This window comes from Streptomyces sp. NPDC045778 (assembly GCF_056431945.1).
In genome coordinates, this window is the sequence record NZ_JBWKJZ010000005.1 from 231276 (window position 1) to 243669 (window position 12394).

Annotated in this window: 10 protein-coding genes and 1 pseudogene; 9 read left to right on the forward strand and 2 right to left on the reverse strand. The window is 71.8% G+C overall.

The window, feature by feature from the left end; translation table 11 throughout:
* Positions 1 to 78 precede the first annotated feature (78 nt).
* The 9 genes and pseudogenes from AC07GB_RS09045 (at position 79) to AC07GB_RS09085 (ending at position 9251) form a co-directional block, all read left to right on the forward strand.
* Positions 79 to 1242 carry an inositol-3-phosphate synthase gene (locus AC07GB_RS09045; RefSeq protein WP_478843070.1) on the forward strand — a complete coding sequence of 388 codons (1164 nt, stop codon included), beginning with the start codon at positions 79 to 81 and terminating at the stop codon, positions 1240 to 1242.
* Between the two features lie 3 nt (positions 1243 to 1245).
* A pseudogene (locus AC07GB_RS09050) lies at positions 1246 to 1887 on the forward strand (UbiA family prenyltransferase); the annotation flags it as partial.
* A gap of 651 nt (positions 1888 to 2538) precedes the next feature.
* Positions 2539 to 2691 (forward strand): hypothetical protein, encoded by a 153-nt coding sequence (locus tag AC07GB_RS09055; protein WP_478843324.1) that lies wholly within the window; start codon positions 2539 to 2541, stop codon positions 2689 to 2691.
* Positions 2692 to 2753: 62 nt separating this feature from the next.
* On the forward strand, positions 2754 to 3758 hold the full coding sequence (locus AC07GB_RS09060; RefSeq protein WP_478843308.1) for a sugar phosphate isomerase/epimerase family protein: 1005 nt from the start codon (positions 2754 to 2756) through the stop codon (positions 3756 to 3758).
* Positions 3755 to 4510: an EboA domain-containing protein gene (locus AC07GB_RS09065; protein ID WP_478843072.1), complete on the forward strand. Its 756-nt coding sequence runs from the start codon at positions 3755 to 3757 to the stop codon at positions 4508 to 4510. Before AC07GB_RS09060 ends, AC07GB_RS09065 begins: the two co-directional genes overlap by 4 nt.
* On the forward strand, positions 4510 to 5358 hold the full coding sequence (locus tag AC07GB_RS09070) for a TatD family hydrolase (RefSeq protein ID WP_478843074.1): 849 nt from the start codon (positions 4510 to 4512) through the stop codon (positions 5356 to 5358). Before AC07GB_RS09065 ends, AC07GB_RS09070 begins: the two co-directional genes overlap by 1 nt.
* A gap of 3 nt (positions 5359 to 5361) precedes the next feature.
* Positions 5362 to 6567, forward strand: coding sequence for a metabolite traffic protein EboE (gene eboE, locus AC07GB_RS09075; RefSeq protein ID WP_478843076.1), 1206 nt, complete (start codon positions 5362 to 5364; stop codon positions 6565 to 6567).
* Positions 6564 to 7964 (forward strand): alkaline phosphatase family protein, encoded by a 1401-nt coding sequence (locus tag AC07GB_RS09080; RefSeq protein WP_478843078.1) that lies wholly within the window; start codon positions 6564 to 6566, stop codon positions 7962 to 7964. Before eboE ends, AC07GB_RS09080 begins: the two co-directional genes overlap by 4 nt.
* Before the next feature lie 198 nt (positions 7965 to 8162).
* Complete coding sequence (locus AC07GB_RS09085; RefSeq protein ID WP_478843080.1) at positions 8163 to 9251, forward strand: sugar phosphate isomerase/epimerase family protein; 1089 nt, start codon at positions 8163 to 8165, stop codon at positions 9249 to 9251.
* 152 nt (positions 9252 to 9403) lie between these two features.
* Here the strand turns inward: AC07GB_RS09085 and AC07GB_RS09090 are convergent, their stop codons facing one another.
* Both AC07GB_RS09090 and AC07GB_RS09095 read right to left on the reverse strand, forming a co-directional pair.
* Entirely contained in the window at positions 9404 to 10906 is a 1503-nt protein-coding gene (locus tag AC07GB_RS09090; RefSeq protein ID WP_478843082.1) for an OFA family MFS transporter, read from the reverse strand.
* A gap of 1 nt (position 10907) precedes the next feature.
* Positions 10908 to 12296 (reverse strand): OFA family MFS transporter, encoded by a 1389-nt coding sequence (locus tag AC07GB_RS09095; protein WP_478843084.1) that lies wholly within the window; start codon positions 12294 to 12296, stop codon positions 10908 to 10910.
* Between the last annotated feature and the right edge of the window lie 98 nt (positions 12297 to 12394).

Here is a 12394-nt window from a genome sequence, read left to right on the forward strand (position 1 = left end):
CGTCTTGCCTCTCCCGTGAGGCACGTGTGATGACTGAGCGCATACGCACCGACCGCGCGCCACGACAGGGAGGCAGCCGTGTCCACTACCGCTACCGAGGACCCCACGGGGGTGTGGCTGATCGGCGCCCGCGGGTCCGTCGCGACCACGGCCGTCGCGGGCTGCGCGGCGATGACGGCCGGCCTGCACCCGCCGATCGGCATGGTCACGGAGACCCCGCCCTTCGCCGACGCCGGGCTGCCCGCCCTGTCCTCCCTCGTCTTCGGCGGCCACGACACCGTCGAATGCCCCCTGCCCAAACGCGCCGAACACCTGACCGCCCAGGGCGTACTCCCCCACGGCCTGCCAGCCGCCGTCCGCGCCGAACTCGACGCCGCCGACGCCGAGATCCGCACCGGCGGCCCGCTCCCCGGTGACACCCGCACCGACGACGAACTCATCACTGCCTTCACCTCCGAGATCTCCGGCTTCCTCCACCGCCGCGGGCTCGCCCGCGCGGTCGTCGTGAACGTGGCCTCCACGGAACCCGCACCACCCCTGGACGAGGGGCCGCCCCGGAGCCGCCGCCTACCGGCCAGCTCCCTCTACGCCGCAGCGGCCCTGCGCGCGGGCTGCCCCTACGTGAACTTCACCCCCTCCACCGGCCTGCACCACCCGGCCCTCGCCTCCCTCGCCGCGTCCAGCGGCCTTCCGCACGCGGGACGCGACGGCAAGACGGGCCAGACCCTGCTGCGCTCCGTGCTCGGCCCGATGTTCACCCAACGGGCCCTGGACGTCCGCGCCTGGTCCGGCACCAACCTCCTCGGCGGCGGCGACGGCGCCGCCCTCGCCGACCCCGCCGCGGCCGCCGCCAAGAACGCGGGCAAGGAACGCGTCCTCGCCGACACCCTCGGCGCCGTACCCCAGGGCGAGGTCCACATCGACGACGTCCCCGCCCTCGGCGACTGGAAGACCGCCTGGGACCACATCGCCTTCGACGGCTTCCTCGGTACCCGCATGATCCTCCAGACCACCTGGCAGGGCTGCGACTCCGCCCTGGCCGCGCCCCTGGTTCTCGACCTGGCCCGCCTCCTCTCCAGTGCCCACGCTCACGGCCTCACCGGCCCCCGCCCCGAACTCGCCTTCTACTTCAAGGACCCCGACCCCGGCGCTCGCACGGCCCTCGCGGACCAGTACGCCGCGCTCACCGCCTTCGCGACCCGCCTCACCTCCGCGGCCCGTCCCCGGGGACGGGGTGAGTAGCCCGTGGTCTCCCTCCGCGCCCACGCCCGCGCCTGGGCCGAACTCCTCCGCCTGCCCGCCCTGTTCACCGTCCCCGGCGACGCCCTCGCCGGAGCCGCCGCCACCGGCCTGCGCCCCGGCCGGGGCACCGCCCTCGCCGTCACCTCCTCCCTCTGCCTCTACGAGGCGGGCATGGCCCTCAACGACTGGGCCGACCGCGCCGAAGACGCCGTGGACCGCCCACACCGCCCCATCCCCTCCGGCCGCGTCCATCCCACTGCCGCCCTCACGGCCGCCGCCGCCCTCACAGCGGCAGGCCTGGCCCTGGCCGCCCGAGCGGGCCGCCCCGCCCTCACCGTGGCCACCGCCCTCGCCGGCACCGTCTGGGCCTACGACCTGACCCTCAAGCACACCAAGGCAGGCCCCACCACCATGGCCACGGCCCGAGCCCTGGACCTCCTCCTCGGCGTGACCGCCACGGTGACGGGGGCGTACGGAGGGCGGGGGCAAGCGGGGGGAGGGCCTGGCGCGGGTTGGGCCGGGGCTGGGGTCGGGGCCACCGATTCCGGTGGGGGCGCCTCGCCGGGTGGCGGGTCCTCAAGCGCAGCCCCGCCCGGTGGCGCACCCGCAGACGCCGCCGCGCCGGGTAGCGGCCCTGGTGGTGTGGTCGGCCATACCTCGCGAGGAGGCGGCTCCGGCGGAGCGCGCAGCAAGGTCTCGGGCTTGGGGGCGGGTGGCCTCGGCGGGGAGGCCAGGGGCGCCTCTTGGGCAAGGGGGCCGATGAGGTGGCCAGCATGGCTGCCCAGGGCAGGCAACCTCGCTCGGGCCGGCGGCGGAGCCTCCGGAGTGGGCGGACCTGGTCGGGCTCCCGGCGATGCCCGCGGTGGGTGGGCTGTCCGGGAGGGGGCAGCGCGGGTCGGCTCCGCTTTGCCTGCTGCCCTGGCTCTTGGGGTACACACTCTCGCTGTCACCTCCGTCTCTCGTCATGAGACCCAAGGCGGGTCCACCAAGGCCCCACTGGGTGCTCTCGCTACGACTCTCGCGCTGGCCTACGCGGTGGCTCGACCGCAGCCTCTGCCGCAGTCCCGCCGCGGGCGCCGGCCCCGGCCCCGGCCCTGGCCCCGGTGGGCGGCGGGCGGGCCCCCTTCGCTCCCGGCAGGCCGGCCTCCGACGGTCAGGCTCGGCCTGCCGGGCACCACCCGCCTACCCCACCGGGCCGAAGGCGCCGACGCCCTGGCCCGGACAGCGTTCGCCCTGGCCTACACCACCACGGCCGGTCGGCCCTTCCTCCACGCGGCCCTCAATCCCTCACCTCCCTTGACCCAGCGCGCCGTCGGCGGCGGCATCCGTGCCCTGATCCCTCTCCAAGCCGCGCTCGCCGCGAGGTCCGGAGCCCTCGGCAGCGCCTTGGCCGCGGCGGCGCTGGCCCCGGCGGCCCGCCGCTTCGCCCGCCGGGTGAGCGTCACATGACCGCCCCGAACGAGCAGCGCCCTGCCGCCCCGGGTGCCGCCCTCCCTAACGGCGCCCCTGACATGGGCCCGGCTGCCAGGGAGGTCCCGGCCGTGGACTTGCTCGCCCACGCCGCCCCCGCCGGCCTCCGCTTCGGCTATGGCACCAACGGCCTCACCGACCTCCGTCTCGACGACGCCCTCGGTCTCCTCGCCGACCTCGGCTACTCCGGCGTCGGCCTCACCCTCGACCACATGCACCTCGACCCCCTCGCCCCCGACCTGGCCGCCCGCACCCGCAGGGTGGCCCGACGCCTGGACCGGCTGGGGCTGTCGGTCACGGTGGAGACGGGCGCCCGCTATGTGCTCGACCCCCGCCGCAAGCACGGCCCCTCCCTGCTCGACCCCGACCCGCGACTCCGTGCTGAACGCGTCCGCCTCCTCACCCGCGCCGTGCGGGTCGCCACGGACCTCGGCGCCCACGCCGTCCACTGCTTCAGTGGCATCACGCCGGAGGGCACCCCCGTGGAGACCGCCTGGTCGCGCCTCGCCGACGCGCTCCTCCCTGTCCTCGACGCCGCGTCCGAGGCCCGTCTGCCTGTAGCCGTCGAGCCCGAACCCGGGCATCTGCTCGCCACGCTCGCCGACTTCCACCACCTCCGTCATCTCCTCGGAGAACCCGAACTCCTGGGTCTGACCCTCGACATCGGCCACTGCCAGTGCCTCGAACCGCAGTCACCCGCCGACTGCGTCCGGGCCGCCGCGCCGTGGCTGCGCCATGTCCAGATCGAGGACATGCGCCGGGGCGTCCATGAACACCTCCCTTTCGGTGACGGCGAGATCGACTTCCCGCCCGTCCTGCGTGCCCTCGCGGACACCGGATACCAGGGCCTGACCGTCGTCGAGCTGCCCCGTCACTCCCACGCCGGGCCCCAACTCGCCGCCCAGTCGCTGGACTTCCTCCGCCGGGCCGTGTCTCTTGCACAGCCCGGCGCCTCCGGCACCCTCACCTCCCCTCGCGCTCTCTCCGGTCCCGCCACCGCTCCGCCGCTGCTCCGCGAGGCCTCACCCCGAGGAGGAACCCCGTGACCGACACGTCCGCCGTCGCCGACCTCCGCTCCCGTCTCGACGCCGCCCTCGGTGGTGCGGCCCGCGCCTGGCTCGACCAGGCCACCGCCGAAGCCGCCGCGCATTCCGCTGCCGAAGCCACGGCGAACCCGGCCGCTGAAGCCACGGACCCGGCCACCGAAGGCACCGCTGATGCCCTGACCGCCGCCCCTACCTGGGAGCTGCGGTTCGCCGAGGCCGGACGCCGCTGCGGGCCCGAGCACGCTGACGCCGCCCGCCTGCTGTTGCTCCACGCCGCCCGCGCTGACGTCGCCACCCTCACCCGCCTCTATGACCACGGGGCCGCCGCCGAACGCCGTGCCGTCCTGCGCTCCCTGCCCCTCCTGGTGCCGGGCCCTGAGGCGCTGCCGCTCGTCGAGGACGCCCTGCGTACCAACGACACCCGACTCCTCGCCGCCGCTCTCGGCCCCTATGCCGCCACTCACCTCCCCTCGCACGCGTGGCGGCACGCCGTCCTCAAGTGCCTGTTCACGGGTGTGCCCGTAGACGCCGTCGCCGACCTGGAGCGGCGTGCCCACGCCGACGCCGAACTGGCCCGGATGCTCGCGGACTACGCGGACGAACGCACCGCCGCCGGCCGCCCCGTCCCCGGCGATCTGCACCGCGTCCTGGCCCTGGCCGCCCCACCGGAACCTCCGGACCTCCAGGCTCCGGCAGCCTCCGTGACCGTCACGGCCCCTTCGACCCCCATCGGTGAGGAGCAGGAGTCCTGATGCGCATCTTCGACCCCCACATCCACATGACCTCCCGCACCACCGACGACTACCAGGCGATGCACGCCGCGGGCGTGCGCGCCGTCGTCGAACCCGCTTTCTGGCTGGGGCAGCCGCGCACCTCGCCCGCCTCCTTCGTCGACTACTTCGACTCCCTCCTCGGCTGGGAGCCCTTCCGCGCCGCGCAGTACGGCATGGCCCACCACTGCACGATCGCGCTCAACCCCAAGGAAGCGAACGACACGCGCTGCACGCCCGTCCTCGACCTGCTGCCCCGGTACCTGGTGAAGGACAACGTCGTCGCCGTCGGCGAGATCGGCTACGACTCCATGACCCCCGCCGAGGACGCCGCGCTCGCGGCTCAGTTGCAGCTCGCCGCCGACCATGGGCTGCCCGCGCTCGTGCACACCCCGCACCGCGACAAGCTCGCAGGCCTTCGCCGCACCCTGGACGTCGTCACGGAGTCCGCGCTGCCCATGGACCGGGTCCTGATCGACCACCTCAACGAAACCACCGTCAAGGAAGCCAAGGACGCGGGCTGCTGGCTCGGCTTCTCCATCTATCCCGACACCAAGATGGACGAGGAGCGGATGGTCGCGATCCTGCGCCGGTACGGCTCGGAGCACGTCCTCGTCAACTCGGCCGCCGACTGGGGAAAGAGCGACCCTCTCAAGACCCGCAGGGTCGGTGACGCCATGCTCGACGCCGGGTTCTCCGAGGACGAGGTCGACCGCGTGCTGTGGCGCAACCCCGTCGCCTTCTACGGACTCAGCGGCCGCCTCGCCCTGGACGTCGCGGACACCGACGCCACCCACGAGGGCAACTCTGTCCTCCGCGGTGGGGCGTGAGTCATGCGCTTCCGCCACCCCGATGGCTCCACCGTCCACCTCGCCTACTGCACGAACGTCCACCCCGCGGAGACCGTCGACGGCGTCCTCGCCCAGCTCCGCGACCACTGCGAACCCGTCCGCAAACGGCTCGGCCGTGACCGCATCGGCATCGGCCTGTGGCTCGCCAAGGACGCCGCTCGCACCCTCGTCATGGACCCGGCCGCGCTGCGCGGGCTGCGCACCGAACTCGACCGGCGCGGCCTCGAAGTGGTCACCCTCAACGGCTTCCCCTATGACGGCTTCGGCTCCGAGAAGGTCAAGTACCGCGTCTACAAGCCGGACTGGGCCGACCCCGAGCGGCTCGAGCACACCACCGCCCTGGCCCGCGTCCTCGCTCAACTGCTGCCCGATGACGTCACCGAAGGCACCATCTCCACCCTGCCACTGGCCTGGCGCACCGCCTTCGGCCCGGACCGCGCCCAGGTCGCCCGCACCGCCCTTGTCGCCCTCGCCCAGCGCCTCGACGCCCTCGCCGAACTCACCGGCCGGTCCATCCGCGTCGGCCTCGAACCCGAACCCGGCTGCACCGTGGAGACCACCCGCGACGCCATCGAGCCCCTCACCGGGGTCGGCCACGACCGCATCGGCGTCTGCGTCGACACCTGTCACCTCGCCACCTCCTTCGAAGACCCGCACACCGCCCTCGACGCCCTCGCCGCCGCAGGCATCCCCATCGTCAAGTCCCAGCTCTCCGCCGCCCTGCACGCCGAACACCCACACCTCCCCGAAGTACGCTCGGCTCTCGCCGCCTTCGACGAACCCCGCTTCCTGCACCAGACACGCACCCTGTCGCCCAGCCCCGCCTGTCCGGCGACGGCGGGAACCCCGGACACCGCCCTGTGCGGCACCGACGACCTCGGCGAGGCCCTCGCTCCCGGGGCCCTGCCCGACACGGCGCCCTGGCGCTCCCACTTCCACGTACCGCTCCACGCGGCGCCCTCGCCGCCGCTCACCTCCACGCTCTCCGTCCTCAAGGACACGCTCACCCTGATGGTGGGCGGACCCCACCCGCGCACCCACCACCTGGAAGTCGAGACCTACACCTGGGAGGCCCTCCCGCCCGAGCTGCGCCCGCGCGCCCGCCCCCAGCTCGTCGACGGCATCGCCGCCGAACTCACCCTCGCCCGCGACCTCCTGACGGACCTCGGCCTGAAGGAACTGCCATGACATTTCCTGTTCCGGGCCGACCGACCCCACTCCTCGTCCTCGATGTCGTCGGCCTCACCCCCCGTCTGCTCGCCCATATGCCGCGCCTCGCGGCCCTCGGTGAGACCGGCTCGCGAGCACCCCTCGGCACCGTCCTGCCCGCCGTCACCTGCGCCGCCCAGTCCACCTTCCTCACCGGTACCACCCCCGCCGAGCACGGCATCGTCGGCAACGGCTGGTACTTCCGTGAACTCGGTGACGTCCTGCTGTGGCGCCAGCACAACGGCCTCGTCGCGGGCGACAAGCTCTGGGACGCCGCCCGCCGCGCCCACCCCGGCTACACCGTCGCCAACATCTGCTGGTGGTACGCCATGGGCGCCGACACCGACGTCACCGTCACCCCCCGCCCCGTGTACTACGCCGACGGCCGTAAGGAGCCCGACTGCTACACGCGGCCCCCGGCCCTGCACGACGAACTCACCGAAAAGTACGGTACGTTCCCCCTCTTCCACTTCTGGGGTCCCGGAGCGGACATCGTCTCCAGCCGGTGGATCGTGGACGCCACCCGCCACATCATCGCCACCCGGCACCCTGACCTCGCCCTGTGCTACCTCCCTCACCTCGACTACGACCTACAGCGGTACGGACCTGACGACCCGCGCTCCCACCGGGCCGCCGCCGACCTGGACGCGGTGATCGCCCCGCTCCTGGCCGACGCCAGCACCGAGGGCCGTACCGTCGTCGCTCTGTCCGAGTACGGCATCACCCGGGTGAGCCGCCCCGTCGACATCAACCGCGCGCTGCGCCGCGCCGGACTCCTGGAAGTGCACACCCAGGACGGCATGGAGTATCTCGACCCGATGGCCTCCCGGGCCTTCGCCGTCGCGGACCACCAAATCGCCCACGTGTACGTGCGACGTCCGGAGGACCTGGAGGCCACCCGCGCGGCACTCGACGGCCTGGCCGGCATCGATCAGCTCCTCGACGACGAGGGCAAGAAAGCCCATCACCTGGACCACCCCCGCTCGGGGGAACTGGTCGCCGTCGCCGAACCGGACGCATGGTTCACGTACTACTACTGGCTCGACGATGCCCGCGCGCCCGACTTCGCGCAGCTCGTCGAGATCCATCGCAAACCCGGTTACGACCCGGTCGAGCTGTTCATGGACCCCGAGGACCCCTATGTCCGGCTGAAGGCCGCGGGTGCGCTCGCACGCAAGAAACTCGGCATGCGCTACCGCATGGCGGTGGTGCCCCTCGACCCGTCACCTATTCGCGGCAGCCATGGCCGCCTTCCGACGAGCGAGGATCCCGATTCCGGACCGCTCATTCTGTGCTCCACCCCCCGCGCTGTCACCGACCGCGTCGCGGCCACCGATGTGAAGTCCCTGCTGCTTCGACTCGCGGGACTGCAATGAGGACCGCGAGCGCTCACGCGGACGCGGCACCATGCGCGCCCCGCTCTGCGGCGGCGTCGTCCGAGCCACCTCGTCCGCGTGGTTTCCACTGAACCAGAGAGCGCGGGCGCTGCCATCAGGGTTCGCCCCTGACCTCACCCCGAGGCGTTCTTCGAACCCATCCCTGACACCACCCTGACCTCACCTTGGGAGGCCCGTATGAGCCGCAAGCCCACGCCCGACGATCCGGAGCTGACCCTCCGACTGAGCAGGCGAGGCATGCTCGGCGTCGCCGCGGGCGCCACCGCGGCCGCGCTCGCCGGCACTGCTGCCACGGCAGGCCCGGCCTCGGCCGCCGCCACCTCAACCTCAACCGCGGCCTCGCCCTGGGACAAGCCGTCAGGCAAGAGGCGCGGGCGCCCCGTCCTGCCCCCCGGCCGCCTCGGCGTCCAGCTCTACAGCCTCCGTGACAAGGTCTCGTCCCTCGGGTTCGCCGCTGTCTTCGCCGAGCTGGCGAGGTACGGCTACGACGAGATCGAGTTCGCCGGCTACAGCCAGGGCTCGGCGGGCGCCATCACCCTCGCTCAGCTCAAGAGACTGGTCCGCGACCACGGGCTCACCGCCATCGGCAGCCACGTCGGCTACTCCTCCGACGGCGACCCGAACGCGTACACGTTCGCGCAGAACCTCACCAAGGTCCTCGACGACGCCCAGGCCCTCGGCCTGAAGCACATCGGCACCGCCTCGGGCCCCTTCCGCCACGGCACGACCGTCGACGCCTTGAAACGCGCGGCCGAGGACTTCAACACCTACGGCGAGGCCGCCCGCGCGCGGGGCATGAAGTTCTACCAGCACAACCACGCCGAGGAGTTCTCCTTCGCCACGGACAAGCCCAGCGTGCGCCTCTACGACGTCCTGCTGGCCGAGACCGATCCCGAGCTGGTCTACCTGGAGATGGACATCTACTGGGCCTACAGCGCGCAGTTCCGCTTCGGTAAGCAGCCGGACGGCACTCCAAGGCCCTTCGACCCGATCGCCTACGTCCTGCGGAGGCCGCACCGCTATCCGTTGTTCCACGTCAAGGACGGCATCCGTGACGACTCCGCCCGTGACGGCTACCGCATGGTGGACGTCGGTGACGGTGACATCGACTACAAGAGGTTTCTGTCCAAGGTGACCTCCCGTACCCACGGAGGGCGTCGCTACCACCACTGGCAGGCGGAGCACGACTCCCCGGCCGACTCGTTCGCCTTCGCCCGCAAGTCCAGTGCCCACCTGCACGCGCTGCGAGAGCGCTGCGGGGACTGACGGGGCCGCCGAGGCCGCGGCCGTGGCCCGTGGAGAACGTACAGGCGACGACCGACCCCATGAGGGCCCACCGACGGCCAGGGCAGGCCGTCCGACGCCGGGAGCCCCGCCCGCCACAAGGGGCTGCCGGGGCTCCTCCCTCCGGCCAAGGCTCAACCAGGCTGCACCAGTTCCCCACGCGCGCGTGGGGCTCCCGGCTGGCGCAGCAGCAAGGAGAGGCCCGCCGCGAGCAGCGACACCGCCCCCGCTGTCGTGTAGGCGCCGACATAGCCCCAGGAGTGCACGACCATCGCGCCGACGCCCCCGCCGAACAGGCCGCTGACCAGCTTCGCGCTGTAGACCATGCCGTAGTTGGAGGCGTTGTTGTTCTCCCCGAAGTAGTCCGGCACCAGGGCGGCGAACAACGGGTAGAAGGCGCCGCCCGCGAAGCCCGACAGGAAGGCGAAGACGAGGAACAGGGGCTCGTTGCGGATCTCACCCGCCCACAGGACGCCGAACTGCGCCACTGAGAGGGCCAGGCACACGTACGTCAGCGTGGGGCGCCGTCCCAGCCGGTCCGAGAGCCAGCCCACGACGCCGCGCCCCGTGCCGTTGATCACCGACATGACGCCCATGGAGGACGCGGCGATCATCGGGCCGAACCCCATCTCCTTGGCGAACGGCACCTGGAACGAGATCCCGAAGATGGACACTCCCGCGCAGCAGAGCATGCACACCCACATCAGGGGCACGACACCGGTGCGTAACGCCTCTCCTGGAGTGAACTGCGCGGCGGCGGGCGGGTTCTTGACCAGTGCGACGGCCGTACGCGTGCCCGTCGCGGACCGCAGTGGATCGACGCTCTCGGGCCACCAGTTCTTCGGCGGGTCCTTGAAGTACAGGCCCGCCACAAGGGTCACGGCGAGCACATAGAAGCCGACGACATCCAGGACGGTGCGGTAGTTGGAGGTGTCGAAGCCGTAGGAGAACAGGAAGATGAACGGCACCGCTCCGTAGGCGAATCCGCCGTTGACGAAGCCTGTCTTGCCGCCGCGCCGCTCCGGATACCACTTGCCGACCATGTTGACGCACGTCGAGTAGATGAGCCCCGCGCCGACGCCGCCGAGCAGTCCGAAGCCGACCATCGCCACCGCGATGTTCGGGGCGTGGCTGAGGCTCACGAAACCGAGCAGTGACAGGACGGAACCGGTGAGCATCGCGGCTCGGCTGGTCAGGATGCCCTTCTCGCGCAGCTTCCCGGCGGGGAAGGAGACACCCGCCTGGAAGAAGATCCACACGCTCAGCACCCAGAACGTGTTGGACGACGTCCAGTGGTGCGCGTCCGACAGGGTGTCCTCGGCCGCTCCGTAGGCGTACTCGAAGACACTGATGGCGATCATGGCCACCCAGGGGAGGACGACCATCGTCCAGCGGGGGCGCCCGAGGATCTGCCGGTCGCTCTCGCCGACCCGGTAGACACGCCCACGCGCGTCCGTGAGCACCCGGTACGGCCGGTCCGGGGCGTCCCGCCCGTGCGTGTCGGCTCTGTGGGTGTCCGGCCTCTGTGAGCCGGGTCCGTGCGTGTGAGGTCCCGGGGGCTCCGGTTCCGGGGCGTCCGGTCCGTGCGGGCCGGCACGGCCGGACGCGGGGTGCTCGGCGAAGGGCTCCGCCGTCATATCAAGCCATCTCCTCACCTAAAGGGTGCGGGTTGGGTACGACGCGCCGGGCCTGGGGCCTGCCCGGTGACTTCAGGAACAGTGCGAGCACGGCCGAGCAGATGCCGATGCACCCGGCGATGACGAACGCGCCTTCGTAGTCCCACGCGTCCACGACGACGGCCCCCATGCCGGAGCCGACGAGTCCGGAGATCAGCTTCGAGCTGTAGACCATGCCGTAGTTGGTGGCGTTGTTGTTCTCGCCGAAGTAGTCGGCCGTCATCGCGGCGAACAGCGGGAAGATCGCGCCCCCGCCGAACCCGGAGACCATGGAGCAGAACAGGAAGAAGGGCATGCTGCCCATGGAGCCCGACACCAGGACGCCGAACTGGGCGGCGCCGAGGACGAGACAGACGATGATGAGGGTGTTGCGCCGGCCGCAGCGGTCCGAGATCCAGCCGATCACGCCCCGGCCCGTGCCGTTGACGAGCGCCTTCAGGGACATCGCGGTGGCCACGACGCCGCCCGCGAATCCCATGTCCTTGCCGAACGGCACCTGGAAGGCGATCCCGAAGATGTTGATCCCCGCCGTGCACAGCAGGCAGAACCACATCATCCACAGCACCGGGGTGCGCGCGGCCTCCCGGGGGGTGTACTGCTTCACGGCAGGCGGGTTCTTCTCCAGGGCCCGTCGGATGCGCGGGTCGGCGGACACCTTCAGGGGGTCGACGTGGGGCGGCCACCAGCCCTTGGGCGGGTCCTTGAAGAACCATCCGGCGAACGCCACGACCGACGCGCAGACGACGCCCACAAAGATCAGGACACCGCGGTAGTTACTCAAGTCCATGTACGACGTGAAGAGGAAGACAAACGGCACGGAGCCGTAGGCGAAGCCGCCGTTCACCAGGCCGGTCTTGCCTCCTTTGCGCTCTGGATACCACTTGCCGACCATGTTCACGCAGGTCGCGTAGACCAGGCCCGCGCCGATGCCGCTGAACATGCCGAACCCGATGTACGCGACCGTCACGTGCGGCGCGAAAGCGAGGGAGAGGTAGCCGCAGACCGTGCCGGCGGCACCGAGAAGCATCGCGTACCGGGCGGGGAGCCGGCCACTCTCGCGCAGCTGACCGGCCGGGAAGGCGACGGCGGCCTGGAAGAACACCCAGACACCCATCAGCCAGAAGATGTGCCCGCTGCTCCACAGGTGCGCGTCGTGCAGAGTGTCCTCGGCGGAGGTGAACGCGTATTCCGAGGAGCTGATGCCCAGCATGCCCATCCAGGGGAAGAGCACCATCGTCCAGCGTGGTCGCCCCATGATGTCCAGATCGGTCTCACCGATGCGGTACAGGCGGCCGTGGCGGTCCGTCACCTCCCTGAAGGGGACGGAGGTCGAGAGGTCGGTGGTAGTCATGGTCGAGTCGCACCCCTTGCGTCGAAAGAGCTGGCCAGCGCCCCCTGTCCGGTCCTTCGCGCGCGCACGGGTCCTGGGGCGGCCGACGCGCGCCGCCG